We start from the raw sequence: 23,636 nt of genomic DNA on the forward strand, positions 1-23,636 counted from the left end.
GCGATGCGCGCGGCCTTGCAAAACCGTGGTGCGCGGACGCTCGGCAAGACCGAAGCGACCTGCCGCGCCCGGCTGACGTCATCCCGCCTGCAGCATCTCCAGCTCCAGCCACCGGTCCTCCGCCTGCGACAGCTCGGTCTCGGCCTGGGCCAGCATGGCGGTGGCCTTGTCGAAGCGGGCGGGATCGCGGGCGTAGAGGTCGGAATCCTCCAGGATCGTCTTCAGCTGGCGGATCGCCGCCTCCAGCTTCTCGATGCGGGCCGGGAGCGTCTTCAACTCGTGCTGGTCCTTGAAGCCGAGCTTGGGCTTGCCGGCCGGCTGCAGGGTGGCCGCAGCGGCGGACCGTGCACGCGGCTCCTTCGCCTTCGGGGCGATCGTGCGCGCCTCGACCCCCTGCCCGCGCTGGACCAGCATGTCGCTGTAGCCGCCGGCATACTCGACCCAGCGGCCCTCGCCTTCAGAAACGAGCACGCTGCCGACCACGCGGTCGAGGAAGTCACGGTCGTGGCTGACCAGGATCAGCGTCCCCTGGTAGTCGCCGAGCATCTCTTGGAGCAGGTCGAGGGTCTCTAGGTCGAGATCGTTGGTCGGCTCGTCGAGCACCAGGAGGTTGGACGGCTGCGCCAGCGCGCGGGCGATCAGCAGCCGGTTACGCTCACCGCCGGAGAGCACCGAGACCGGTGTCCGCGCCTGCTCGGGAGTGAACAGGAAGTCCTTCAGGTAGCCGATCACGTGGCGGCTCTGGCCGTTCACCGTGACGCTGTCGCCGCGGCCGCCGGTGAGCACGTCGGTGACGGTCATCCCGGGCTCCAGCGTGGCCCGAGCCTGGTCGAGCACCACCGGCATCAGGTTGGTGCCGAGCACGATCTGGCCCGAATCGGGGGCGAGCCGGCCCATCAGCAGGTTGATCAGCGTGCTCTTGCCGGCGCCGTTGGCCCCGACGATGCCGAGCCGGTCGCCGCGCATCACCCGCAGGGACAGCCCGTCGACGATCTTGCGCGCGCCATAGGCCTTGGCGATGCCGCGCGCCTCGACCACAAGGCTGCCCGATGATTCCGCGTCGGAGGCCTGCATGCTGACGCTGCCCACCGGGCGGCGGACCTCGCGGCGGTTCTGTCTCAGTTCGTGCAGGTTGCCGAGGCGGCGGACGTTTCGCTTACGGCGGGCGGTGACGCCGTAGCGCAGCCAGTGCTCCTCGGCGGCGATCTTGCGGTCGAGCTTGTGCTGGTCGCGCTCCTCTTCTTCGAAGAACGCGTCGCGCCAGGCTTCGAAGCCGGAGAATCCCTGCTCGATCCTTCGCGTCTCTCCACGGTCCAGCCAGATCGTGGCGCGCGACAACGCGGAGAGAAAGCGCCGGTCGTGGCTGATCAGCACCATCGCGGCGCGGGTGCCCTTCAGCTCCGCTTCGAGCCACTCGATCGCCGGCAGGTCGAGGTGATTGGTGGGCTCGTCGAGCAGCAGCACGTCGGGCTCAGGGGCGAGCGCCTGCGCCAGAGCGGTGCGCCGCCCCTCGCCGCCCGAGAGCTTGCCCGGGTCCTCGTCGCCGGTCAGGCCCAGGCTCTCCAGCAGATAGCGGGCGCGATGGACGGATTCGCCCGGCGGGAGTCCGGCCTCGACGAAGTCGAGGGTGGTGGCGAAGCCCGAGAAGTCGGGCTCCTGCGCCAGATAACGGATCGTGGTGCCGGGCTGGACGAACAGGCGCCCCTTGTCGGGCTCGACCAAGCCGGCGGCGATCTTCATCAGCGTCGACTTGCCCGAGCCGTTCCGCCCGACCAGGCAAGCCCGCTCGCCGGGCGAGATGGTGAGGTCCGCGCAGGTGATCAGCGGCGTGCCGCCGAAGGTCAGCGCGACGTCCTGGAGGGTAAGAAGCGGGGGAGCGGCCATGGCGGGCTTATGGCAGCGCCGGGCTCCCGGTTCAAACGGCGCCGCCCCGTCGGGCGGGGCGGTGCCCGCGCTCAGGCGATCGGGTTGGCTGGCCCGGTGGGCGGGCTGATCTCCGGAGGCCCGGGATCGTTCACCGGTATCTCGGGCGGCTGGATGCCCGGCGCCTCGGACGGGGTCTGCCCGGGGATCTCCGGACCCGGAGGCTGCGTCGGTGCCTGCGGCGGATCGTAGGGCGTGTCCGGGGCGGGCATCGGCTGCGGCACTTCTGTGGGCGATCCGGGAACCTGGCCCGGGTCCGCGAGCGTGAAGTCTGGCACGGTTGTCCTCCGTCTGGCCTGTGGCGCTGTCCTGCACCGTTCGGGCGGCAACGGGGCCCTGCCGCTCTGGTTCCGGACGGCTACTTCTTGGTCAGCAGGAGATTGCCCTCCTTGCTCGCCACCTTCTGGATCTTCTCGGCGAAGAGGGCGAGCAGGAACGGCAGCTTCACCTCCAGGCGCACGCTCTCGGCGCCCACGTCGATGGTGCCGCCGATCTTCTGCGCCAGCGCCGAGACGCCGAAATCGAGCCGGTCCCCGGTCCAGGCGAGCTGGTCGACGGTGATGCCGCTCCTGGCCAGGAACGCCCGCGCCTGCTCGGTGCCGTGCTCGAGGCGACGCTTGGCCTCCTCGCGGCCGAGGTCGTGCGGGATGTCGACGATGAGAGGCTTGGGCATGGGGCGGCTGGATCCGGACTGACCCGGCAGCAGATGGGGCCTCCCGATGCCGCAGGCAACATCGGGAGGCCGCACGACTGCCGGAGCCGTCCGCGCCTGCAGTGCCGTCAGTGCCGGAGGGTCAGTTCAGGACCTGGAGCGAAACGTAGGTGGTGCCGCCCATTCCGAGGGCGCGGGCCGAGCCGCGCGACAGATCGATGATGCGGCCGCGCACGAAGGGGCCACGGTCGTTGATGCGCACGACCACCGAGCGGCCGGTCCGACGGTTCTCGACGCGGACCCGGGTTCCGAACGGCAGGCTACGATGGGCGGCGGTCAGTCCGTTGGGGTTGAAATGCTCGCCGTTCGCGGTGCGATGGCCGCTCCCATACCAGGAGGCCGCGCCGCTCTGGGCAAAAGCCGGGAGGGTCGTTCCGACGAGGGTCGATAGCATTCCAACGGTGACCACGAACTTTCCGAAACCAGACGACATTCTTTGCGCATTCCCTGAGTTGTTTGCGGGGTGGCGCCAGTCGTTTCGGAAGTCGGCCGGAATATGGCAGGCGTTTCGACAGTGATCACGTCACATTTCGGCCAATTTTCATCTGGACATGCAGATTACATGTGGTTTTATTTCAGTTTATTTCGGGATCAACGCCGAATGACGTAAGCGGCAGTCGCGCGAGGTAATCGCCAAGTCCTGACGCCGAAGCGCATGTCGGTCTTAGGATCGGCTTAATGTCCTAAGCCCTGCGTCGGGCGTGACCCTGTGTCCCGCTGAGGGGGAAGCAGACATCAGCAAGCCCATACCTGTCGTATGTCGCGAAGCGGCAAGCAACGGGCCCTTCACCCGGTTCGGCCGCTAGCAAAATTGCGTCTTGCCGCCATGCGCCGAGCGTCGACACGCGGGAATATCGGGGTTTTATCTGCGGGATGATCGGCCAGGCCGGCGGTAGGCAAAAACTGCAGCCCCAGAACGGGACGCACGCCGGCAAATTTCGACAACGTGACCTTTACCGTATCCGACGCATGGTCTGCCGGTCAGTCGCGTAACCGGTGTTTGCCATGGCTTCCCCGCGTACCGTGGCTGCCGACGCCGTCGCCCGGAAACAGGTCTCGCGTGCCGGGCGGCTCGCGTCGGCGCCACGGATGGGTCTCGTACCCGCCCAGCGTCCCCTGCCCCTCGACCAAGTGCTGGTCGGGGATTGCATCGCGGCCATGAACGCGCTGCCGGCGTCCAGCGTCGACTGCGTGTTCGCCGACCCGCCCTATAACCTTCAGCTCGGCGACGCCGCCCTGCTGCGTCCGGACCAGAGCCGCGTCGACGCCGTCGACGACGACTGGGACAAGTTCGCGACCTTCGAGGCCTACGATGCCTTCACCCGGGACTGGCTCGCCGCCTGCCGCCGCGTGATGAAGCCGAACGCAACCCTCTGGGTGATCGGTTCTTACCACAACATCTTCCGGGTCGGGGGCGCGTTGCAGGATCTCGGTTACTGGATCCTCAACGATATCGTCTGGCGCAAAGCCAATCCGATGCCGAACTTCCGCGGCAAGCGCTTCACCAACGCTCACGAGACCCTGATCTGGGCCTCGCGCTCGGCGGACTCGAAGGGCTACACTTTCCATTACGACGCGCTGAAGGGGGGCAACGAAGACCTCCAGATGCGCTCCGACTGGTTCATCCCCCTGTGCACCGGCGAGGAGCGGCTGAAGGATGCGGAGGGCCGCAAGGTCCACCCGACCCAGAAGCCCGAGGCGCTGCTCGCCCGGACCCTGATGGCGGCGACCAATCCGGGCGACGTGGTGCTCGATCCGTTCTTCGGCACCGGCACCACCGGGGCCGTCGCCAAGCGCCTCGGCCGCCGGTTCATCGGCATCGAGCGCGAGGCCATCTACGCGGAGGCCGCACGTGAGCGGATCGCCGCCGTCCAGCCCCTGTCGAAGGCCGCCCTCATGGTGGCGCCGACCAAGCGCGCCGAGCCGCGGGTACCGTTCCTCTCGGTGATCGAGGCCGGGCATATCCGCCCGGGCGAGATCGTCACCGACGAGCGCCGCCGTTTCCGCGCCACGGTGCGCCCGGACGGCCAGCTCGACAACGGCCTCGTGATCGGCTCGATCCACAAGATCGGCGCGCTGGTCCAGGGGCTCCCGGCCTGCAACGGCTGGACGTTCTGGCACGTCGAACGGGGTGGCCGACCGGTGGTGATCGACAGCTACCGGGCCGGGCTGCGGCAGGCGATGGCCAACGGCTGAGGGGACCGCCGTTCACGGTTCAGCTGAGACCACGCTGGTTTATACGGTCGCCGGTTGAAGGACTCGCGGCGGATATGGGGTCCGGGCCCCGCTTTACGGCCCCGGACTGACGGCGCATCCCGGATGCCGTCAGGGTAAGGCCGTCAGGAAATCAACCTCTCCTGGCGGGCCCCCGGCGCGTCGGCGGCCGGGCGCGGACCGGGGCCGTCGACAGTTCGGGTTCCGCGTCCAGGAGGTCGTCCGCCTCGGGCGGCGGACCGGGCGCCGGCTTCGGCCGCGGCTTCGGCACCGCCCGCACGCTCGGGCGCCAATCCGGATCCGGCATCGACAGCGGCGCCTCGATCGCCGCGAGCAGCGGCATCGGCGGCGGTTCCTTCTTCGGGCGCCCGCGCGGCTTCTTTTCCGGGTCCGGCTTCGGGTCGAAGGCGTGGGCCAGCACCTTCCGCATCAGGCCGGGCAAAGGCTCGTCGTCGAGCGCGGCGCGCGGGGTGAAGCGCATGCCGTCCGGGATCGGTGTCGAGAGCGCGACGCGGGCCGAGAACACGGTCAACTCCAGCGGGAAATGCGTGAAGCCGTGGCGCACGAGGCCCGGAAGGCGCTTCCAGCGGGCGTCGAGGGGCGCATCCAGCAGGGCGGCGGCGGCGTCGTAGTCCGGTTCCCAGGCGCTACCGGGCGGCTCGGCCATGTTGCCGAGCAGGCCCTCCGCCGGCCGGGTCCGCAGCAGCACCGCCTCGTCGCCGCTGCGGATCGCCACGAAGGCCGCGCCGCGGCGCAGGGCGCCCTTGGCGACCCTGATCTTGCGCGGGAACGTCTCCTGCGTGCCGAGCGCCCTGGCGCGGCAGGGCAGCATCCAGGGACAGAGGGCGCAGGCGGGGCGCTTGGGGGTGCAGATCGTCGCGCCGAGGTCCATGAGCGCCTGTGCGAAGTCGCCTGGCCTGTCGTGCGGCACCAGGGCCTGCGTCAGCCTTCGGATCTCCGGGCGGCTGCCGGGCAGCGGCGCCTCGACCGCGAAGGTGCGGCTCATCACCCGCTCGACATTGCCGTCCACCGCGGCCTCCGCCCGCTGGAACGCGATCGCGGCGATCGCCCCGGCCGTGTAGGCGCCGATGCCCGGGAGCTTGCGCAGGCCCTCGGCCGTGTCCGGAAAGACGCCCGCGGCCGCGACCGCCTTCGCGCAAGCGTGGAGGTTGCGCGCCCGGGAGTAGTAGCCGAGGCCGGCCCAGGCCGACATCACCGCCTCCTCGGGGGCAGCCGCGAGCGCCGCCACGTCGGGGAAGCGGGTCAGGAAGCGCTCGAAATACGGCCGGACCGCCGCGATCGTGGTCTGCTGCAGCATCACCTCGGACAGCCAGACCCGGTAGGGATCGGGCACTTCGCCCGCGCCCGCGCGCCACGGCAGGACCCGGCGATGCCGGTCGTACCAGGCGAGCAGGTCGTCGGCGCGCGGTCCGGGACCGGACCGGGAATCCGTGGCTGTGCGGGTCGGCATGGGCCAGGCTGCATAGCCGGAGGAAACGTCCGATCATAGGGCGGCGAAACGCGAGGCGCGTGCTCCCTTCGTTGACCGACCTGCGCTACGCTGAATGCCCTGCGCCGAATTGATCACCCGTTCGGCGGTGAAAACGATGCCCGATCCACCGAGGCGAGGCCCGAACCACCATGGCGCGCGTCAAACCGCTGGCCGAGCTGATCGAGACCTGCATCGGGCCGGCCTTCGCGGCGCAGGGCTTCGCCTCCACCGACATCCTGGCGGCTTGGCCGGAGATCGTGGGCGAGCGGCTGGCGCGCTACTGCCGGCCCTCGAAGCTCGAATGGCCGAAGCGCCGTCGCAAGGACGCCGACACGCCGGAATCCGGGACGCTGGTGGTCCGCGTCGAGGGTGTATTCGCCATCGAACTCCAGCATCTCGCACCGGTGGTGATCCAGCGCATCAATGCGCACTACGGTTGGGCCTGCGTATCCCGGATCGTGCTGCAGCAGGACCGGGTTGGCCGTGGCGGCGGGTCGGCGCCGCGCCTCGGCGTCGACCCATCCCGGGCCACCGAGGTTAAGCGGGCGGTGGCCACCATCGACGATGACGGGCTGCGCGCGGCCCTGGACCGGCTCGGGATCGCCGCCGTGGCGACGCGGCCGGAGCGCTGAGCCGCGCGTTCCAGCATAGGCGCCTTCGTCATCTTGCCAGGACAGTCTCGCGCAGGTACCCGAGCCGGGACGCCAAGACCGAATGAAGCCGGCGGAGCCTGCCCATGACCACGCGACGCGATGCCCTCAAGTTCTCAGGTCTCGCGCTCGGCGCCGGCCTGGCGCTGCCCTACCTGCCGCGCCCGGCCTCGGCCCAGAACGCCGATGCCGCCGCCTTGATGCAGCCCGGCCCGCTCGGCGACGTCTGGCTCGGCCCGGCGGACGCCAAGTGCACCATCATCGAGTACGCCTCGATGACCTGCTCGCACTGCGCCGCCTTCCATCGCACGACGTGGCCGGTGCTCCGGGAGCGCTACATCGATACCGGCAAGGTCCGCTTCACCCTGCGCGAGTTTCCGCTCGACCCGCTGGCCACCGCGGCCTTCATGCTGGCGCGCTGCCAGGGTGATGCCAAGTACTATCCGATCACCGACCTGCTGTTCGATCAGCAGCCGGCCTGGGCCTTCACCCAGAAGCCGGTCGATGCGCTGGAGCAGATGCTGCGCCAAGCCGGCTACACAAAGGAAAGCTTCGAGGCGTGCCTGAAGGACCAGAAGGTCTACGGCGCGGTCAACGCCGTGAAGCAGCGCGGGCTCGACGTCATGAAGGTGGATTCGACCCCGACCTTCTTCATCAACGGCGAGCGCTATACCGGGGAGATGACGATCGACGGCATGGAGAAGGTGATCAAGCCGATCCTGGGCGCCTGATCACCCGACCGGGGCCGCGCGCCGACCTGCGGGCCCTGGCCGAAAAACAATTTGGAAATCAAAGACTTAATATGCATCCGGGTCGCCTTGACACTCAAGATAGGCGAAACTATGGTGCGCCGCGCTTGAAGGGGCGTCCAGCCGGTTCCCGATCCACCCGCCCTGTGAGTTTCAGCCGTGAACGGCGACGACGCGCGGGATGGGAAAGGGGCCGAGGGCACGCCGACGGACAGCGAACTCTCCGCGAGGCTCAGACGTCTCGAGACGCAGATCGAACGGAAGCGGCCGCAGGCCGCTCCCGATCCTTCCTCGCGGCCTCGGGGTACCGGGCCGTCCTCGCTCGGTCAGGCCATGACGATCTCCACGGAGTTTGTCGCGGGCGTGATCGCCGGGGGCATTCTCGGCTGGATCGTCGATCATGTCTTCGGGACGAAACCCTGGGGCCTGATCGTCCTCCTGATGCTGGGGTTCGTGGCGGGGATCTACAACGTGATGCGGGTGTCAGGTTTTGCCGGCGCGCGTCCCGGACGGCGCGACCGGCAGGAGCCATAAGGCGCGCCGGTCGACAGGGGTTTTAGGCAGCCGACACCGTCGGTGCGCCGGTTTCAAGAGGGGCGGAAGCGGGAATGGCGGTCACGATCGACCCGATCGAGCAGTTCGAGCTGAAGCCGCTCGTGTCGCTTGGCCATATCGGCCATCAGCAACTCGCGTTCACGCAATCCGCCCTCTACATGTTCGCCGCCGTCGGCGTGATCGCCCTGATCACGATCGTGGCGACGGCCTCGCGCTCGGTCGTACCGGGCCGCATGCAGTCCCTGGCCGAGATCTTCTACGAGTTCATGGCGGACACGCTGCACCAGGCCACAGGCGACGGCGGCAAGCGGTTCATGCCGCTGGTGTTCTCGCTGTTCATGTTCGTGCTGGTGCTGAACCTGTTCGGGATGATCCCCTACGCGTTCGCGGTGACGAGCCACCTGATCGTCACCTTCGGGCTGGCCGCGCTGGTGATTTCCGTCGTGGTCATTTACGGCGTGATGAAGCACGGCTCCCACTTCTTCGGGTTGTTCGTCCCGTCGGGCGTGCCGAAGCCGCTTCTGGCGATCCTGGTGCCGATCGAGATCATCTCGTTCATCTCGCGCCCGATCAGCCTGTCGGTGCGTCTGTTCGCCAACATGCTGGCCGGCCACATCGCGATGAAGATCTTCGCGTTCTTCGTGGTTCAGCTTCTTCTCGCGGGTGCCTGGAGCGTGCTATCGCCGCTCCCGCTGTTCCTGACGATCGCGCTGACCGCTCTCGAGTTCCTCGTTGCGGCGCTTCAGGCCTACGTCTTCGCGACGCTGACGGCGATCTACCTCAACGATGCCCTTCACCCCGGCCACTAGATCTGGCCGGCTCCACCCGCCGCGAACGTCACCGCACGTTTCGATCTAAAGAGACCTCAGGAGTTATCATGGATCCCGTCGCTGCGAAGTACATCGGCGCCGGCCTCGCCTGCCTTGGCATGGCGGGTGCGGGCATCGGCCTCGGCAACCTGTTCGGTCAGTTCCTCGCCGGCGCCCTTCGCAACCCGTCCGCGGCCGACGGCCAGCGCGCCACCCTGCTCCTGGGCTTCGCCCTCACCGAGGCGCTGGGCATCTTCTCGCTGCTGATCGCCCTGCTGCTGCTCTTCGCCGTCTGATCGGCGTGCCCGGAGGCCGCGGAGACGCGGCCTTCTCCGGGCGTTCGCCGCCCGAGAAACGGGTGGGCGCTCCGTCGACGGAGCGTCCGCCTTCTTCCGTCACCGCACCGCGGTGATCCTGCGAACGGTGTCAGTGTAGCGGTCCCATGGCGCAGTCGAATCCCACCACCACGCCGCCTCCGGGCGCCGACACCCAGATCGTGCCGGGCCACACCGAGCACACGGAAGCGCATAGCGGCGCCTTCCCGCCCTTCGAGAGCTCCGGGTTCCTGGCGCAGCTGATCTGGCTCGCCCTGGCCTTCGGGCTGCTCTACTATCTGATGGATAAGGTCGCGCTGCCGCGGATCCAGGCGATCCTGCACGCGCGCGCCGAGCGCCTGCGCGCCGACCTCGATCAGGCCCAGGCGATGAAGTCCGAGGCGGATGCCGCCGGGATCGCCTACGAGACCGCGCTGCGCGATGCCCAAGGCAAGGCCCGCGACATCGCCCAGGCCACCCGGAACGACCTGGCCGCCGAGGCCGATGCCAAGCGCAAGGCGCTGGAATCGGAGCTCAACACCAAGCTGTCCTCCGCCGAGGCCACGATCCGTACCCGCACCGAGGCCGCGATGGGCAATGTCCGCAGCATCGCGGGCGAGGCCGCGTCTGCGATCGTCGAGCGTCTGACGGGACAGGCGCCGGATCAGGCGACCCTCGAGCGCGCCCTCGACGCAACCGCACATTAGAGCCGCTCCCGGTCGCAAGGCGATCGGACGCAGCTCCAGTGACTTCATCTCACGCGCCCGCCTACGCCGAACCGGCATCCGTTTCGGCGGCGGGCGCTCTGCCCGGGAATCAACGATGCTGCTCGAAGCCGAATTCTGGGTCGCCGTCGCGTTCGTCATCTTCATGGGCATTGCCTGGAAGGCCGGCGGCTTCTCGGCGATGACCAAGGGCCTCGACGGCCGCGCCAACCGCGTCCGTCACGAACTCGACGAGGCCAAGCGTCTGCGGGAAGAGGCGGCCGCCGTGCTCGCCGATTACAAGCGCCGCCGGGTCGAGGCCGAGAAGGAAGCCGAGTCGATCATCGCCAGCGCCCGCGAGGAGGCCAAGCGCGCCGCCGAGGAGGGCCATCGCAAGCTCGACGACTTCCTGGCGCGCCGCACCAAGGCGGCCGAGACCAAGATCGCCCAGGCCGAGGTCCAGGCCGAGGCCCAGGTCCGCGCCGCCGCCGCTGAGGCTGCCGTGAAGGTCTCGGAGACCATCCTGCGGGAGCGGATGCAGGGAGACGCCGCTCAGGGTCTGATCCGCGCGAGCCTCGGAGAGGTCAGGACCCGCATGCGGTCGTAGAATCCCAGCCGCAACGAGCGTGTCCCGGAAGCCGCCGTCAGGCGGCTTCTTTCGTTTCGGGACCCGCTTTGGGTGAAGCGTCATGAATGGCGTCGGGCCCCGCCTCTTCTGAGCGGCCGCGTTCGGCCGGTCCCGGACATGCGAACACCGAGGGAGAGCGCACAGGCGAACAATCGCCCGACGCGGTGCCGGTGCGCGGTGCCGCCTGCCTGGCTGGCTCTCGCGCATGAGGCGCGGCCCTTTTCCGGGCGCCTGGAACGTCGGTTGACGGCGATCCGGGCTTGGCGGGGATGAACTGCGCGGCGGCATGCTTGATGAGCGACGTCGTCGTGCGCGGACGCTTCGCGTCTTCTCGCGCTGGATCCCGGGGCGTTTACCACGGGCGCTCCGTGCGGGCGGGAACGCGACGGCGCAGAGACGACACCGTTCCACGGCGCCAATTTCTTTTCAGGCCGGTCCACCCGCGCAGCCGATCCCGCCGACAGGGTCGCCCCGTTTTCCGGGCGCCGCCTTTCGGAACTCCGCGGGTCGGCCGTCGCGCCAAGGCTCCCCACGACCCGGCTCGCCGGTGCCGGCACAGCGGGCGCGCCAAGTCGATGCGCCTCTCGCCCTTCCGGTGCAGGCCGATTGCGCAGCCGCTGCGCGGCGAGAGCTGCCCGGCGGCACGGTTGGCGCGAAGCCCGCGCGAGGGCACATCCGAAGCCCGACCTTGTCGACGCCCTTGCCTCGAGCCCGGGCAGCTGAGCTCGGAGATAAAATTGACCTGTGATTAAATTTGATAGGTTGGAGTTCATGTATTGAATTATCGGGCAGTTGATCTTCTTGATTGGCGTAGATGGCCGTCATTCGAGGTAACTGCAATGAAATACGTAAGTATATATTGCTGTGCCATGATCGGATTGGGTCTGTGTAGTCCCGCACTGGCCGGTAACGGCAACGCACTCGCCGGTGGCTGGAACGGCGAACTGTCCGGGCGCGGCCTAAGTGTCGGCACAGCCGGCATATCGGCCAGCGGCGGCAACGCCGCCGCCACCCCCCCATCGAGCCGTGGGCAAAGCAGGGCCGAGTCCTCCACCGGAGGAAGCGGACATTCCATCGGCTCCCACTTCGATTTCGACGCCGGGGCAAGCCGAGATGTCGGCGGCGCGCCCGCGCCCGAGGTCAACGCGGGCCTCGGCCTGATCCTGGCAGGCGCCACCGTCGTCTTCCTGCGTCGCAGGCGCGTCGCTCGGACGACAGCCTGAGGTTTTGCGATGGCCGGCGTCTTCGCGCGATGGGATGCGCGCATCGGCAGTCGCGTGCGCGCACTGGCCTCGCGCTTGTCCGCCGGCCCCACGTTGATCGCGTTCGTCGACCCGTCGCCGCACGGCCGCGCCGCCTAACCCCGGCGACCCCCCGTTCTACGCGGACCGGGGCTGGACGCTCGTCGGTCGTCTCCCCGCGTTGAAACTGAGCGTGCTGCACCTCCTGTGGCGGGCCGGCAGCGTCCTGTGGATGGACGGGGGCTGTGGTGCGAGCCGATCGGGCCGTCAAGGCGATCCTGCCGGCCGGGTGCGATGCCGGCCCGGAAGCCGCGCTGACTGCAATCTCAACCCTACCCCGGAGACTCGGTTCGGCGCCGTTACGGCGCAGCCGCGGGCCCCAACACGTAGGGCGAACCGGGCAGATGCTTTCCGTCGCCCTCGCGCCGCACGCTGATCGCGTAGCTCTCGCGCCGCGAGAGCAGGCCGGCCGGCACATCCAGCGCGAAGCCGCATCGGCCCGTCCCGACACCCGCGATCGCCAGATCCTCGCGCGGCAGGTCAGCCCTGCACCGCCCCAGCACCCGTCGTTCGATCGCGATCAGAACGGCCACGGGCACGTTCGGCGCGTCCGTCTCCCACGCCCAGCCGATGATCCGCTGGTGGTCGAGCACGTCGATGCTGCCGCGCAGGCTCATGGCGAGACCGCGCGTCAGGCGACCTGCGCCCGGCACCACCGGCCCGTTGCATCCACCCGCATCCCGCCGATCACAGCTCCGTCTACCGAGCGGCGCACCGCCACGAAGTGGGGCATGCCCGGCGCCAGCGGCTCGTCCAGTCCGACGTCGAAGCCGTGCCGGCCTCCGCCGACCCCGGCCGCCGCGAGGTCGGGCCGGTATACCTCCGCCAGAGTCGTCGCCGCGACTGCCCCGTCCACGACGACGTCGAGGCAGACCGGCCCATTGCGATGCCGCGCGTCCTGCGCCCAGCCCGCCACGCGCAGGTCGCCGCCGCGGATCTCGCACAGGTCGAGGTGGCCCAGCAGGTCGCCGAAACCCGGGCTGTCCACCGACAGGCCTGCACGCACGATCAGGCGGCGGCTCAAGGCCTGCAGCTCCGGGCCGTCCTCGGCCCGCGCGGCGAAGGGTGCCGCCGTCGCACCCGCGTCTGCCTCGCCCTTCCCGCTGTCGAACTGCCGCCGCAGGCCGGGCAGTGGCAGGAAGCTCTCGGCCGGCGTGCGCTCGGCCAGCAACATGTCGTGGGTGTCGAGTTCGACGTGCCAGTAGGTCAAATCCGCCACCGGCTCGCCGCGGGTGATGGTCCGCCCGTTGACGAGGTGGCCGGCGGCCACGAACAGGCCGTCCAGGTAGAGCGCGTGGTCGGGCGAGACCCAAAGGTCGCGCGCCGGCATGCCATCGGCCAGGGCGCCCGCCCTGATCCGCACCGGCCGGTCGGCCCGCGGGACGGTCAGCCCGGGGTAGCGGCGGGTTCCGATCCAACGGACCGGCCGCAGATGTCCGGAAGCGGTCACCGCCACGTCGCCGATCCGCAGATCCTCCACGAGCACCTCGCCGCGTTCGGTGAGGATGCGGGTGCCCGTGCAATAGCAGGGCGCCGGCTGTGCCGGCGTCGTCGATCCGGATGGTGCCGTCGCGTTCGACTTCGACCCGGCCGCCGCAGTGGTGGAACCCGGCGCGGCGACCGTCGCACCATACAGGCCCGGGTCGCGCCCGTCCGGAGAGGAGACCCTGCCTTGCGGGACAGCGACCGCATTCGGTGCGTTGGAATACACCCTGATGTAGTCGATACTCGACGTGAAAGGATTGCCGGAAGCGGGCGCTGTGCTCTGCACGGCCAGATTGGCCAAAAGGTACATCGGGCTGTGCAAGTCCGACGGCGTGGCCTGCGACCCGGCGAGCTGACCGTCGACGTAGAAGCTGATCTTGTCCGCCTGCCAGTTCACGCCGTACGTGTGATACCCGGACGGGTTGGGCATCTCACTGTAGACTTGGCGATTGACCTGCCACGGTATGCCGTTCTGTGGGTCGGTGGTGTGTATCGTGCTGTACACACCCTTGTCGTTGTTGCCGTAATGCTCGACGACATCCAGTTCCTGGTGGCCGCCGGCGTTGTTCGGGTCCGGAGTCTGCTGGTTGGGGAGCAGCCAGAACGCATCCCAGGCATTCGGGTCGTTCGAGAAGTCGGCGCAAATCTCGAAGTAGCCGTAGGTCTGCGAGAAGTTCCCCTGTGTGGTGAGCAGGCCCGATTCCCAGCTGCCGGGGAAACCCGACGCGGTCCTGTCGGGAACGGCCGTGATCGACAAGGCACCGTTCTGGAGGCTGAAGGGATCATAGCCCGAGGAAGGGTCGACGAAGGAGGAGCGCCCGAAGCCGATGTCGGAATTGGCATCGTAGCGCCACTCGGATCGAATGTCGGCGTAGGTGGTACCGGCGCCTGTCTGCGAGATGCTGCGCGCGTTGAATTCGTCGTCGAAGGTCAGACGGTAACCGGTCAGATCAACCATCAATGGCACCCCGTTCCAGGCTAATATTCCTTCAGAATATTCGTTTGGCCGTGAATTACGTGGTTTCTACTCAATTTCTAAATGGTTAACAAACCGCTCCTGGCGGCACGCATGCCCGGGCGGTCGGAGCCGCCTCGAGCGGAGCGCGTGACGTGGGCCGTCCGCCGGCGCCCGTCGCATCCATCACGCTGAGACACGATGGTGCGAACGTCGTCGTCCGCGATGCGTTCACCGGGAGCTGAAATCCGGAGACGGCATGACGGGCAGGACGCAGATCGCGATCATCGGCGGCGGCGTCGCCGGCATCGAGGTCGCGACCAGTCTCGGCCGGGGCGGCAAGGCCGACGTGACCCTGGCCGATCGCAGCCTCTCCCACGTCTGGAAGCCGATGCTGCACACCTTCGCGGCCGGCACAGCCCGGGCCGACCGGCAGAAGATCGACTTCTTCGCGCAGGCGCGCCGCAACGGCTTTCGCTTTCAGCCCGGCTCCCTGATCGGGATCGATCGGTCGGCCCGGTGTGTGCGGCTCGCCGTCGAGGCCGCGCAGGGGCGGCCCGAGATCGAAATCGCCTACGATCTCCTCGTGCTCGCCATCGGCAGCCGGGCCAACGACTTCGGCACCCCGGGCGTCGCCGAGCACTGCCTGACCATCGACGACCTCACCGAGGCCGAGCGGTTTCACAGGCAGTTGCGGCGCCACCTCCTGGCCCGGCTCGACAGCGCCGGGATGCTGACGATCGCCATCGTGGGCGGCGGCGCCACCGGCGTCGAACTCGCGGCCGAGCTGAAGCACGCTATCGACCTGCTCGCCGCCTACGGCTCCCCCGATCTGCCGCAGCGTCTCCGCCTGACCCTGATCGAGAGCGGGCCGCGCCTGCTGCCGGCATTCCCGGAGCGGGTGTCCCGGGCGGCCGCCCGCACTCTGTCGGATCTCGCCGTGGAGGTTCGCACCGGCGCCACGGTGACCGGCGCGGACGCATCCGGCTTCAGCCTCAAGGACGGCACGCGCATCGCGGCGGGGCTGAAGGTCTGGGCAGCCGGCGTGAAGGCACCGGATGTGCTCGCGACTGTCGATGGTCTGGAGCGCTCGCGGACGGGCCAGCTCGTGGTCGGCCCCGACCTACGCACGACCCGAGACCCGGCGATCCTCGCCCTCGGAGACTGTGCCAGTCAACTCGATGGCAAGACCGGCAAGCCGGTTCCCGCCACAGCCCAGGCCGCCCGGCAGCAGGCCCAACACCTCGCGCGGCACCTCGGCCGCGCGCTGGACCGCGGCGACACGGCCACGGTGGCGCTGCCGCCGTTCCACTATGTCGAGAAGGGCGCGATCGTATCGCTCGCCGACTTCAACGGCTGGGGCACCCTCGGGCGCTACACCTTCGGCGGCGGCCGCCTCAACGGCCTCTCGGCGCGGCTCACCCACGACCTCCTGTACCGCCAGCATCAGATCGGCCTGTACGGCCCCTTGCGCGGGACCGTGACGTGGCTCCTCGACGATCTCGACCACATGATCAGCCCGCCGGTGCGGCTCGACTAAGAGTCCCTCACAAAACGCCCGCTGCGCCGTCGCGATCAGCGGGAGGCCTCCCGCTGATCGGGCGTTTCGTGAGGCGCTCTCAAGCAGGATGCGGGAAAGCGGAGTCCGGTCTCCGGAGACATCGTGGCTTGACGCCGGTCCGCGTCAGTCGGTGCGCTCGCCCTCGACCTCCTTGGTCTCCTCGACCTGCGGCGCCACCTGGCCGTAATTCAACACCGCCACCAGGGCGACGCCGCCGATCGTGTTGCCGAGCAGCGTGGGCAGGAAGAACCGCAGCCCGTAATCCTGCAGCGAGGCGGCGCCCGTGATCAGCAGGTAGAAGGCCTCGACGGAGCCGGCGACGATGTGGGCGAGCCCGCAAAGCGAGACCAGCCAGGTCATCAGCAGGATCACGAAGGGGGCGGCACTGCCGGTGGCGGGCAGGAACCAGACCATCAGGGCGATCATCCAGCCGGCGAAAACTCCCTTCACGAAGGTGGACCAGAATCCGTGCGCGATCGCGTCGTGGCTGATCTCCGCGAAGGCCTTGAGCACCGGCGGTTCGAAGGCGCCTGAATGGGCCGTCACGGTGGCGATCGCCAGCGTCCCCAGGATGTTGCCCGACAGGACGATGAGCCAGAGCCGCACCACCCGGAGCGCCGTCTTCACCGAGCGGTCGTGCAGCAGTGGCAGGATCGGCGTGATGGTGTTCTCGGTGAACAGCTGCTGGCGCCCCAGAACGACCACCAGGAAGCCGACCGCGTAGCCCATCGTGATGACGATCTTCACCCAATCGGCCTCGGGCAGGTGGCTCTTCAGCACCCCCGGCACGATCATCGACAGCGCGATGCTCAGGCCCGCCGCGAAGGCCGAGATGAAGAGGGAGGTGCCTTCGCGCCGCAACTCCTCGTCGCCTTCGAGCCGGATCACCTCGTGCAGCACGTAGGCGTTCGGCCGGCCGATCTCGGAGACCTCCTCCAGCAACTCGTCGCGCTGCGCCGCCTTGTCGGCCCGCTGGTTTCGATCCCGAATCATCCGCTCAGCTCCGCGACGCAACCCGACCGGACGATGGCACCTCAGGCCGAGAGCCGCGCCACCAGCGCCTCGACGGCTTCGCGCGCTTCCGCCAGAGCCAGCGCATCCCGGCTGCGGACGACGATCCGATTGCGAAAACCCTCTGGCGTCATCGCCGGGTAGGAGCCGATCGACACGGCCGGCCGCGCCCTGGCGATCTCGCCGAGGTCGCCGGCGTAGGTCCCTTCGGGCAAGCCTGCGGCCTCAATGGTCTCGGAGATCATCGCGGCGCCCCCCTGCAGGGTCGGCGCGATGGCGTCGAGCATGGCCTGCATCACGCTCGGCACGCCGGCCATCACGTGGACATTGCCGATGCGGAAGCCCGGCGCCTTCGATACCGCGTTGGGGATCAGGTCGGCCCCGAACGGGATCCGGGCCATGCGCAGGCGCGCGGCGTTCAGATCCTCGGGCTTGTGCCGCTCCAGCAGCATCGCCCGCGCCCGCTCGTCGATGTCGATGCCGACCCCGAAGGCCTCCGCCACGCAATCGGCGGTGATGTCGTCGTGGGTCGGGCCGATGCCGCCGGTGGTGAACAGGTAGGTGTAGCGCGTGCGCAGGGCGTTCACGGCCTCGATGATCATGGCGGCCTCGTCCGGCACGATGCGGACCTCGCGCAGATCGATCCCCGCGGCGGTGAGGAAATCGGCGATGGTGCCGATGTTCTTGTCCTTGGTACGGCCCGATAGGATTTCGTCGCCGATGACGAGGATCGCGGCAGTGACGGGATCGGAAGATTGGTCCATGGGGCTCTATCGTCGGACGGGCGCGCGAAGGCGGGATCGCGTGACGCGTTGCCGGCCGCGCTTTCTGGATCTGCATCGTTGGCCGAAGCGATGGCCGCGCCGGTCGACGATGCTCCGATAAATAGCGCGGCTGCCCGCCGGGACCACACGAACCGAGAGGCAGTCTCCGATGCTCTTCGCCGCGCCGCTCGCGCCGGGACGGCTGGTGCAGCGCTACAAGCGCTTCCTCGCCGACATCGACACGGCCGACGGCCGCGTCACCGCGCATTGCCCCAATCCCGGCGCGATGCTCGGCCTCAACACGCCGGGCCGGCCCGTGCTGCTCTCCCGTTCAGCCAATCCTGCGCGCAAGCTGCCGCTGACCTGGGAACTGGTCGAGGCCGACCTGCCGGGCGGCCCGCAATGGGTTGGCATCAACACCCTGCGCCCCAACGCCCTGGTCGCCGAGGCCTTCCGGGCCGGCGCGATCGCGCCGCTCGCCGGCCACGACGTGTTGCGGCCGGAAGTGCGCTACGCCCAGGCCAGCCGGGTCGATTTCCTCGCGAGTGGCGCGACCGACGGCCCCTGTCACGTCGAGGTCAAGAACTGCCACATGATGCGCCGAGCCGGCCTCGCGGAATTCCCCGATTGCGTGGCCGCCCGCAGCGCCCGGCACATGCGCGACCTCGCCCAGGTGGTCGCGGAGGGCGGCCGCGCCCTGGTGATCATCGTGGTGCAGATGCGGGCGGAGGCGTTCGACGTCGCCCGGGACATCGATCCGGCCTTCGACCGGGCGTTCCGGGAGGCGCGTAGGGCCGGCGTCGAGGTTCGCGCCTACCGTTGCGACGTGAGCCCCGCTGGTGTCGCCATTGCGGACGAGATCCCGGTGGTCACGCCCCCCTGACGGGCGCAGGACGCTCGAACATCAGGTTCAGCCGGGACCGCGAAATCTCGTGATAGCCGTAGCCCTCAAGGTGCTTCGGCAGGTTGATCTGCCACTGCCCGGTGCCGTTCTCGATCAGCAGCATGCGCGGGAGCAGCGCTTCCGGAGCCTCTCGCAGGAACGGCTCCAGGATCAGGTCCTCGGCGCCCTCCACGTCGAGCTTGATGGCGTCGACCCGGGTGAGACCCTCGGCCCGAAGGAGTTCGAGGAGCGTCACCGCCGGCACGGTGATCCGCGCACCCTCGTTGGTGCCGACGATCCGAAGGCTCGACTCGCCGCGGTTGCGCGGATCGATGAACAGCGTCAGCTCGCCGGCCTTGTCGGCCACCGCACAGGCGACCGCCTTGACCGTGTGGAACGGGTTCTGGGCGATGTTGTAGGTCAGGCGGTCGAACACGTCGGGCTGCGGCTCGACGGCGACGATCCGGGCGGCCGGTCCCGAGAAGGCTGCCACGCACAGGGCGTAGGCGCCGATATTCGCCCCGATATCGAGGAACACGCAATCCTTCGGCAGGCGCTCCTGCAGCATCGCCCGCTCTTGCGGGTCGAAGAACTGCGGCGTGAACAGCACCTTCTTCTCGCAATTGTTGTTGTAGGGGTGAAGCCGCATCCGTGCGCCGTAACGGGTCACGTCGAGGGGCTTCCCGCCCAGCCGCGAGATCGCGATGCGGCGCAGGAACAGCGCAAGGCGCCGGCCGTACCAGGACTCGGCCGGGATCCGATTCGTACGGCGGGTGATCGCCGCGACGAGGCCGGCCGGTTCGTAGGTGCCGTAGGGCTGCGTGTCCGTCATAACCGCGGCGGTTTGCCAGCCTGCGCCCCTCTCGGCAAGCGGATCGCTGCGCGTGATGGCGTGGTCGAGAGCGCTCGCCGCCGACGAGGAGGCCGGTTCGGCGCAAGCGAACGCATCATATCGAAGACGGAGAGCCGCGCCCGATTGCAACGCGATCAGGAACGGCACTAAGCGGAGGCCGAGCTATCACGGCACGGGTTGCACGGCATGGATTCCTTCGATTCGGACGGCGTGCGGATCGCCTATATCGACGTCCCCCCGGCGGAGGGCGCCGGCAAGCCGATCCTGCTGATCCACGGCTTCGCCTCCAACCATGCGGTCAACTGGGTCAACACCCAATGGGTGAAGGCCCTGACCCAGGCCAGCTACCGGGTGGTCGCCCTCGACAATCGCGGCCACGGCGAGAGCGAGAAACTCTACAACCCGGCCGCCTACAGCTCAGAGGCGATGGCCGGCGACGCGGTGCGGCTGCTCGATCATCTCGGGATCGAGCGCGCGCACGTGATGGGGTATTCCATGGGTGGACGGATCACCGCCCATATCGCCCTGGACCATGCCGACCGGGTCCGGTCGGCGCTGATCGGCGGCCTCGGCATGCACCTCGTGGAGGGCAAGGGGCTGCCGTCCGGGATCGCCGAGGCGCTGGAGGCGCCCCCCGGCACCCCTGCCCCGAACCCGACGGCCGCCGCGTTCCGCATCTTCGCCGAGCAGACGCGGAGCGACCTGCGTGCGCTCGCCGCCTGCATGCGCGGCTCACGCCAGACCCTCAGCCGGGCGGAACTCGCGCAGATCGAGGTGCCGGTTTTGGTCTCGGTCGGCACCCTCGACACGGTGGCGGGCTCCGGTCCCGCCCTCGCCGCCCTGATCCCGGATGCCCGGGCGCTGGAGATCGAGGGCAAGGACCACTCCACGGCGGTGGGGGCCCGGCCGCACCGGGACGGCGTGCTGGCCTTCCTCGCCGCGCAGCCCTGAGCTTCAGCTCTTCAGCCGATAGCCCGTCCGGAAGATGTAGGTGACGAGGCCGAGGCAGATCACCAGGAACAGCGCGGTCATCCCGAGGCTGATCGCGATGCTCACGTCGGCGCGCCCGAAGAAGGCCCAGCGGAACGCGCTGATAAGGTAGACGACCGGGTTGAGCAGGCTAACCGCGTGCCAGATCGGCGGCAGCATGTCGATGGCGTAGAAGCTGCCGCCCAGGAAGGTCAGCGGCGTGACCACGAGGAGCGGCACGAGCTGCAGCTTCTCGAACCCGTCAGCCCAGAGTCCGATGACGAAGCCGAACAGGCTGAACGTGATCGCGGTGAGCAGCAGGAAGCCGACCATCCAGAACGGATGATCGATGCGCAGCGGCACGAACAGCGCCGAGGTCGCCAGGATGATCAGGCCGATCAGGATCGACTTGGAGGCCGCCGCGCCGACGAAGCCCAGAACCACCTCCAGCGGCGAGATCGGAGCCGAGAGAATCTCGTAGATCGTGCCGGCGAAGCGCGGGAAGTAGATCCCGAACGAGGCGTTCGAGATGCTCTGGGTCAGCAGCGACAGCATGATCAGGCCGGGCACGATGAACAGGCCGTAGGGCACGCCGTCCACCGCCGAGACGCGCGAGCCGATCGCGGCCCCGAACACGACGAAATAGAGCGTCGTCGAGATCACGGGGGCCAGGATGCTTTGCCCGGCGGTGCGCCAGAAGCGACCCATCTCGAACCGGTAGATGGCGCGGACCGCCGGCCAGTTCATGCTGAATGCCGCGCTCATGCCCGTGCTCCTTCCTCGCGCACGAGGCCGACGAAGATGTCCTCCAAGGAGCTCTGCTCGGTGTGGAGGTCGCTGAACCGGATCCCCGCCGCAGCCAGCCCGGTGAGGAGCCCGGTGATGCCCGTGCGCTCGGCTCTGGTGTCGTAGGTGTAGACCAACTCGCGGCCGTCACCGACGAGCGCCAGCTCGTAATCGGCGAGATCGGTCGGCACGGCGTCGATCGGCTGCTGCAGTTGCAGGGTGAGCTGCTTGCGTCCGAGCTTGCGCATCAGCGCGGCCTTCTCCTCCACCAGGATGATCTCGCCCCGGCGGATCACGCCGATCCGGTCGGCCATCTCCTCGGCCTCCTCGATGTAGTGGGTGGTGAGGATGACGGTGACGCCCTGTTGGCGCAGGTCGCGCACGAGGCGCCACATGTCCTGGCGCAGCTCCACGTCGACGCCCGCTGTGGGCTCGTCGAGGAACAGCACCCGAGGTTCGTGCGACAGGGCCTTGGCGATCAGGACCCGGCGCTTCATCCCGCCCGACAGGGTCATCAGGCGGCTGTCGCGCTTGTCCCAGAGCGAGAGAGCCCGCAGGATCCGCTCGATATGCGCGGGATCGGGCCGCAGCCCGAACAGCCCGCGCGAGAAGCTCACGGTATTCAGCACCGTCTCGAAGGCGTCGGTGGTCAGTTCTTGCGGTACGAGGCCGATGGCGCGGCGGGCCGCGCGGTAATCCACGGCGATGTCGTGGCCGGCGACCGACACCGTCCCCGAACTCGGCGTGACGATGCCGCATACGATGTTGATCAGCGTCGATTTGCCCGCACCGTTCGGACCCAGCAGCGCGAAGATCTCGCCCCGCTGAATGGCGAGGTCGATGTCCCGCAGGGCGGTGAAGCCGGACTTGTAGGTCTTCGACAGTTTCGAGATGGAGATGATCGGCATCAGGGCCTGGAGCGAGTTCGGGGCATCTTGCGCCGGAGACCATCGTCCCGGCTCCGGAGCGCGCTGCGGTCACGTAGGGACGTCGGCACGCTTGAACGCTGTGTCATCGAAGCCTGTTTGCCGGACGGGTGGGCCCCGCTTCTCCGCAGCGGGCTCAATCGGTGCGGCGGGTCGCCTCGGAAACCGGCGCCCCTATAGCATGCCGCCGCCATGGCGCTCACGGATCCCATGTGCGCGGGCGCACGGCGGGGGTGGGCTTGGCTTCTACGCGTCCGCGCAGCGTTCCAGCATCGCCAGACATTGTTTGCGTAGGCTCGGATCGCGGATGCGCGCGAACGCGGCCAGAATGGCCGAGCACTCGGCCGCGGTGGGGCCGTCGGGCGTCGGGGACGACGTGCGCGGGCGGCGGAAGATCGAAAGAGGAAGCTGCAGTGTTGCGGCAATCTGATGAAGCAGCTGCTCCCGCTCGGTAAAGCGAGAGACGTCTTCGGTGGGCTCGAAACCTCCGGCGTCAGTCATGGTGCCTTCCAGACCAATCCTCAACCGAGCGCGAAAGCGCGGGCCATGGCAGGCCTGCACGTCACGGGGCGGATCCGGCGCGACCATTCATAACTTTTGGCCGTACTGCAACCTACCGTTAGGTTTCTCGGCCGTCACAAAAGCAGCCGATCGAAACTCCGATCGCACATCTGCGGTGACGAAAGCACCCCGCCGAAATCCGGCTTCGAACGATCCGGATTGATGGTCCGCTGTGCCAGCGAGTACCGCGGCACAATTGGCGGTGGCGCGAACCGGGAGATCAGCCGTCACGCCGCTCTGCGGAGCGTGATCAGCGCGACGAGGCCGATCAGTGTCGCGGCCCCGAGAAACCTGCGCCATGGGTTGACGCCGCGAACGAGCTCGTCGACCGCCCACCAGCCGAGGGCGAGATCGGCGCCGATGTCGAGCCAGGACGCCGCCGGCTCGACGCCGCGGGCGAGCCATGCTGCGAGCGTCAGCGCGAGAAACAGCCACAGCGGCAGGTTCGGCCATTGCGCGATGGTGATGGCGCCGGTGCTGCGGTCGCGAAAGAGCCAGTCGTACAGATGCCGGATGGAGCCGGCCCGCGGCTGGGTCATGCGCTTGAGCCTTTCGTGTCGCCCCGCCGCCGTGCGGCGCCGCACCGCCGCGGGGCCGGGTCGCGCCTAAGACGGATTAAGTCTGACAGGGCGGTCTTAACCGATCGTCAACCTTACCAAAGGGAAACCGCGGGACAATTGCTAACAGATCCTGAAACGACTCGCGGAAAAGTCGTTAATCAGGCGATAATCCGGCGTCCAAGAAACGACCAAGCCCTTGAAGAACAAGGAACGACCATGAGCGCCCGTCTCGAAGACCTGAAGTTCATGCTGACGCTCAGCCTCGTCACGC

Annotated in this window: 27 protein-coding genes; 13 read left to right on the forward strand and 14 right to left on the reverse strand. The window is 68.6% G+C overall.

The window, feature by feature from the left end:
* Window positions 1-78 precede the first annotated feature (78 nt).
* The 4 genes from Q8W67_RS08110 to Q8W67_RS08125 form a co-directional block, all read right to left on the reverse strand.
* The gene (locus Q8W67_RS08110; RefSeq protein WP_305543423.1) at window positions 79-1,884 is read right to left on the reverse strand and encodes an ATP-binding cassette domain-containing protein; all 1,806 of its coding nucleotides are present in this window, start codon (window positions 1,882-1,884) and stop codon (window positions 79-81) included.
* A gap of 71 nt (window positions 1,885-1,955) precedes the next feature.
* Entirely contained in the window at window positions 1,956-2,201 is a 246-nt protein-coding gene (locus tag Q8W67_RS08115) for a hypothetical protein (protein WP_305543426.1), read from the reverse strand.
* A gap of 80 nt (window positions 2,202-2,281) precedes the next feature.
* Window positions 2,282-2,596: a polyhydroxyalkanoic acid system family protein gene (locus Q8W67_RS08120; RefSeq protein ID WP_305543429.1), complete on the reverse strand. Its 315-nt coding sequence runs from the start codon at window positions 2,594-2,596 to the stop codon at window positions 2,282-2,284.
* 121 nt (window positions 2,597-2,717) lie between these two features.
* Complete coding sequence (locus tag Q8W67_RS08125) at window positions 2,718-3,068, reverse strand: septal ring lytic transglycosylase RlpA family protein (RefSeq protein ID WP_305543432.1); 351 nt, start codon at window positions 3,066-3,068, stop codon at window positions 2,718-2,720.
* Window positions 3,069-3,640: 572 nt separating this feature from the next.
* On the opposite strand from Q8W67_RS08125, the gene Q8W67_RS08130 reads away from it, so the two are divergent.
* Window positions 3,641-4,831 carry a site-specific DNA-methyltransferase gene (locus Q8W67_RS08130; RefSeq protein WP_305543434.1) on the forward strand — a complete coding sequence of 397 codons (1,191 nt, stop codon included), beginning with the start codon at window positions 3,641-3,643 and terminating at the stop codon, window positions 4,829-4,831.
* Window positions 4,832-4,982: 151 nt separating this feature from the next.
* On the opposite strand, the gene mutY is transcribed toward Q8W67_RS08130, so the two are convergent.
* Entirely contained in the window at window positions 4,983-6,320 is a 1,338-nt protein-coding gene (gene mutY / locus Q8W67_RS08135) for an A/G-specific adenine glycosylase (RefSeq protein ID WP_305543436.1), read from the reverse strand.
* Between the two features lie 170 nt (window positions 6,321-6,490).
* On the opposite strand from mutY, the gene Q8W67_RS08140 reads away from it, so the two are divergent.
* The 9 genes from Q8W67_RS08140 (at window position 6,491) to Q8W67_RS08180 (ending at window position 12,111) form a co-directional block, all read left to right on the forward strand.
* A complete protein-coding gene (locus tag Q8W67_RS08140) occupies window positions 6,491-6,973 on the forward strand; it encodes a DUF721 domain-containing protein (RefSeq protein WP_305543439.1) in 483 nt (160 codons plus the stop codon).
* A 104-nt stretch (window positions 6,974-7,077) separates the two neighbouring features.
* Window positions 7,078-7,722, forward strand: coding sequence for a DsbA family protein (locus tag Q8W67_RS08145; protein ID WP_305543441.1), 645 nt, complete (start codon window positions 7,078-7,080; stop codon window positions 7,720-7,722).
* Between the two features lie 177 nt (window positions 7,723-7,899).
* Window positions 7,900-8,274 carry an AtpZ/AtpI family protein gene (locus tag Q8W67_RS08150; protein WP_305543444.1) on the forward strand — a complete coding sequence of 125 codons (375 nt, stop codon included), beginning with the start codon at window positions 7,900-7,902 and terminating at the stop codon, window positions 8,272-8,274.
* Between the two features lie 74 nt (window positions 8,275-8,348).
* A complete protein-coding gene (locus Q8W67_RS08155; protein WP_305543448.1) occupies window positions 8,349-9,104 on the forward strand; it encodes a F0F1 ATP synthase subunit A in 756 nt (251 codons plus the stop codon).
* Window positions 9,105-9,172: 68 nt separating this feature from the next.
* Window positions 9,173-9,400, forward strand: a complete 228-nt coding sequence (locus Q8W67_RS08160; RefSeq protein ID WP_007566773.1) for a F0F1 ATP synthase subunit C — start codon at window positions 9,173-9,175, stop codon at window positions 9,398-9,400.
* Between the two features lie 146 nt (window positions 9,401-9,546).
* Window positions 9,547-10,125: a F0F1 ATP synthase subunit B' gene (locus Q8W67_RS08165; protein ID WP_305543450.1), complete on the forward strand. Its 579-nt coding sequence runs from the start codon at window positions 9,547-9,549 to the stop codon at window positions 10,123-10,125.
* Between the two features lie 118 nt (window positions 10,126-10,243).
* The gene (locus Q8W67_RS08170) at window positions 10,244-10,729 is read left to right on the forward strand and encodes an ATP F0F1 synthase subunit B (protein ID WP_305543570.1); all 486 of its coding nucleotides are present in this window, start codon (window positions 10,244-10,246) and stop codon (window positions 10,727-10,729) included.
* An 860-nt stretch (window positions 10,730-11,589) separates the two neighbouring features.
* On the forward strand, window positions 11,590-11,973 hold the full coding sequence (locus tag Q8W67_RS08175) for a hypothetical protein (RefSeq protein ID WP_305543453.1): 384 nt from the start codon (window positions 11,590-11,592) through the stop codon (window positions 11,971-11,973).
* A gap of 9 nt (window positions 11,974-11,982) precedes the next feature.
* A complete protein-coding gene (locus Q8W67_RS08180; RefSeq protein WP_305543455.1) occupies window positions 11,983-12,111 on the forward strand; it encodes a hypothetical protein in 129 nt (42 codons plus the stop codon).
* 239 nt (window positions 12,112-12,350) lie between these two features.
* On the opposite strand, the gene Q8W67_RS08185 is transcribed toward Q8W67_RS08180, so the two are convergent.
* Both Q8W67_RS08185 and Q8W67_RS08190 read right to left on the reverse strand, forming a co-directional pair.
* Entirely contained in the window at window positions 12,351-12,668 is a 318-nt protein-coding gene (locus Q8W67_RS08185; RefSeq protein ID WP_305543458.1) for a hypothetical protein, read from the reverse strand.
* A 14-nt stretch (window positions 12,669-12,682) separates the two neighbouring features.
* The gene (locus tag Q8W67_RS08190; protein WP_305543460.1) at window positions 12,683-14,494 is read right to left on the reverse strand and encodes a Hint domain-containing protein; all 1,812 of its coding nucleotides are present in this window, start codon (window positions 14,492-14,494) and stop codon (window positions 12,683-12,685) included.
* 256 nt (window positions 14,495-14,750) lie between these two features.
* Here Q8W67_RS08190 and Q8W67_RS08195 point away from each other — a divergent pair, with 256 nt between their 5' ends.
* Window positions 14,751-16,031 carry an NAD(P)/FAD-dependent oxidoreductase gene (locus Q8W67_RS08195; RefSeq protein ID WP_305543463.1) on the forward strand — a complete coding sequence of 427 codons (1,281 nt, stop codon included), beginning with the start codon at window positions 14,751-14,753 and terminating at the stop codon, window positions 16,029-16,031.
* Window positions 16,032-16,175: 144 nt separating this feature from the next.
* Here Q8W67_RS08195 and Q8W67_RS08200 read toward each other — a convergent pair whose 3' ends face one another.
* A complete protein-coding gene (locus tag Q8W67_RS08200) occupies window positions 16,176-17,045 on the reverse strand; it encodes a formate/nitrite transporter family protein (protein WP_305543466.1) in 870 nt (289 codons plus the stop codon).
* A 41-nt stretch (window positions 17,046-17,086) separates the two neighbouring features.
* On the reverse strand, window positions 17,087-17,827 hold the full coding sequence (locus tag Q8W67_RS08205) for a molybdopterin-binding protein (RefSeq protein WP_305543468.1): 741 nt from the start codon (window positions 17,825-17,827) through the stop codon (window positions 17,087-17,089).
* Between the two features lie 169 nt (window positions 17,828-17,996).
* On the opposite strand from Q8W67_RS08205, the gene sfsA reads away from it, so the two are divergent.
* The gene (sfsA, locus tag Q8W67_RS08210; RefSeq protein ID WP_305543471.1) at window positions 17,997-18,710 is read left to right on the forward strand and encodes a DNA/RNA nuclease SfsA; all 714 of its coding nucleotides are present in this window, start codon (window positions 17,997-17,999) and stop codon (window positions 18,708-18,710) included.
* On the opposite strand, the gene Q8W67_RS08215 is transcribed toward sfsA, so the two are convergent.
* The gene (locus Q8W67_RS08215; protein WP_305543474.1) at window positions 18,697-19,542 is read right to left on the reverse strand and encodes an FkbM family methyltransferase; all 846 of its coding nucleotides are present in this window, start codon (window positions 19,540-19,542) and stop codon (window positions 18,697-18,699) included. The genes sfsA and Q8W67_RS08215 overlap by 14 nt on opposite strands.
* Before the next feature lie 207 nt (window positions 19,543-19,749).
* On the opposite strand from Q8W67_RS08215, the gene Q8W67_RS08220 reads away from it, so the two are divergent.
* A complete protein-coding gene (locus Q8W67_RS08220) occupies window positions 19,750-20,514 on the forward strand; it encodes an alpha/beta fold hydrolase (RefSeq protein ID WP_305543477.1) in 765 nt (254 codons plus the stop codon).
* A gap of 3 nt (window positions 20,515-20,517) precedes the next feature.
* Here the strand turns inward: Q8W67_RS08220 and Q8W67_RS08225 are convergent, their stop codons facing one another.
* The 4 genes from Q8W67_RS08225 to Q8W67_RS08240 form a co-directional block, all read right to left on the reverse strand.
* Window positions 20,518-21,279: an ABC transporter permease gene (locus tag Q8W67_RS08225; RefSeq protein ID WP_305543573.1), complete on the reverse strand. Its 762-nt coding sequence runs from the start codon at window positions 21,277-21,279 to the stop codon at window positions 20,518-20,520.
* Between the two features lie 14 nt (window positions 21,280-21,293).
* On the reverse strand, window positions 21,294-22,229 hold the full coding sequence (locus Q8W67_RS08230; protein ID WP_305543576.1) for an ABC transporter ATP-binding protein: 936 nt from the start codon (window positions 22,227-22,229) through the stop codon (window positions 21,294-21,296).
* 261 nt (window positions 22,230-22,490) lie between these two features.
* Window positions 22,491-22,745, reverse strand: coding sequence for a hypothetical protein (locus Q8W67_RS08235; protein ID WP_305543488.1), 255 nt, complete (start codon window positions 22,743-22,745; stop codon window positions 22,491-22,493).
* Window positions 22,746-23,032: 287 nt separating this feature from the next.
* Window positions 23,033-23,344 (reverse strand): hypothetical protein, encoded by a 312-nt coding sequence (locus Q8W67_RS08240; RefSeq protein WP_305543490.1) that lies wholly within the window; start codon window positions 23,342-23,344, stop codon window positions 23,033-23,035.
* Between the last annotated feature and the right edge of the window lie 292 nt (window positions 23,345-23,636).

Origin of the sequence: Methylobacterium sp. NEAU K, assembly GCF_030700285.1 — a bacterium.
Taxonomy (GTDB): domain Bacteria; phylum Pseudomonadota; class Alphaproteobacteria; order Rhizobiales; family Beijerinckiaceae; genus Methylobacterium.

Bases quoted from the DNA above. Each gene is read 5' to 3' on its own strand.
- Q8W67_RS08110 (WP_305543423.1), bottom strand. From the start codon at position 1,884: ATGGCCGCTCCCCCGCTTCTTACCCTCCAGGACGTCGCGCTGACCTTC.
- Q8W67_RS08120 (WP_305543429.1), bottom strand. From the start codon at position 2,596: ATGCCCAAGCCTCTCATCGTCGACATCCCGCACGACCTCGGCCGCGAG.
- Q8W67_RS08125 (WP_305543432.1), bottom strand. From the start codon at position 3,068: ATGTCGTCTGGTTTCGGAAAGTTCGTGGTCACCGTTGGAATGCTATCG.
- Q8W67_RS08130 (WP_305543434.1), top strand. From the start codon at position 3,641: ATGGCTTCCCCGCGTACCGTGGCTGCCGACGCCGTCGCCCGGAAACAG.
- mutY (WP_305543436.1), bottom strand. From the start codon at position 6,320: ATGCCGACCCGCACAGCCACGGATTCCCGGTCCGGTCCCGGACCGCGC.
- Q8W67_RS08140 (WP_305543439.1), top strand. From the start codon at position 6,491: ATGGCGCGCGTCAAACCGCTGGCCGAGCTGATCGAGACCTGCATCGGG.
- Q8W67_RS08145 (WP_305543441.1), top strand. From the start codon at position 7,078: ATGACCACGCGACGCGATGCCCTCAAGTTCTCAGGTCTCGCGCTCGGC.
- Q8W67_RS08155 (WP_305543448.1), top strand. From the start codon at position 8,349: ATGGCGGTCACGATCGACCCGATCGAGCAGTTCGAGCTGAAGCCGCTC.
- Q8W67_RS08160 (WP_007566773.1), top strand. From the start codon at position 9,173: ATGGATCCCGTCGCTGCGAAGTACATCGGCGCCGGCCTCGCCTGCCTT.
- Q8W67_RS08165 (WP_305543450.1), top strand. From the start codon at position 9,547: ATGGCGCAGTCGAATCCCACCACCACGCCGCCTCCGGGCGCCGACACC.
- Q8W67_RS08175 (WP_305543453.1), top strand. From the start codon at position 11,590: ATGAAATACGTAAGTATATATTGCTGTGCCATGATCGGATTGGGTCTG.
- Q8W67_RS08180 (WP_305543455.1), top strand. From the start codon at position 11,983: ATGGCCGGCGTCTTCGCGCGATGGGATGCGCGCATCGGCAGTCGCGTG.
- Q8W67_RS08185 (WP_305543458.1), bottom strand. From the start codon at position 12,668: ATGAGCCTGCGCGGCAGCATCGACGTGCTCGACCACCAGCGGATCATC.
- Q8W67_RS08190 (WP_305543460.1), bottom strand. From the start codon at position 14,494: ATGGTTGATCTGACCGGTTACCGTCTGACCTTCGACGACGAATTCAAC.
- Q8W67_RS08195 (WP_305543463.1), top strand. From the start codon at position 14,751: ATGACGGGCAGGACGCAGATCGCGATCATCGGCGGCGGCGTCGCCGGC.
- Q8W67_RS08200 (WP_305543466.1), bottom strand. From the start codon at position 17,045: ATGATTCGGGATCGAAACCAGCGGGCCGACAAGGCGGCGCAGCGCGAC.
- Q8W67_RS08205 (WP_305543468.1), bottom strand. From the start codon at position 17,827: ATGGACCAATCTTCCGATCCCGTCACTGCCGCGATCCTCGTCATCGGC.
- sfsA (WP_305543471.1), top strand. From the start codon at position 17,997: ATGCTCTTCGCCGCGCCGCTCGCGCCGGGACGGCTGGTGCAGCGCTAC.
- Q8W67_RS08215 (WP_305543474.1), bottom strand. From the start codon at position 19,542: ATGACGGACACGCAGCCCTACGGCACCTACGAACCGGCCGGCCTCGTC.
- Q8W67_RS08220 (WP_305543477.1), top strand. From the start codon at position 19,750: ATGGATTCCTTCGATTCGGACGGCGTGCGGATCGCCTATATCGACGTC.
- Q8W67_RS08225 (WP_305543573.1), bottom strand. From the start codon at position 21,279: ATGAACTGGCCGGCGGTCCGCGCCATCTACCGGTTCGAGATGGGTCGC.
- Q8W67_RS08235 (WP_305543488.1), bottom strand. From the start codon at position 22,745: ATGACTGACGCCGGAGGTTTCGAGCCCACCGAAGACGTCTCTCGCTTT.
- Q8W67_RS08240 (WP_305543490.1), bottom strand. From the start codon at position 23,344: ATGACCCAGCCGCGGGCCGGCTCCATCCGGCATCTGTACGACTGGCTC.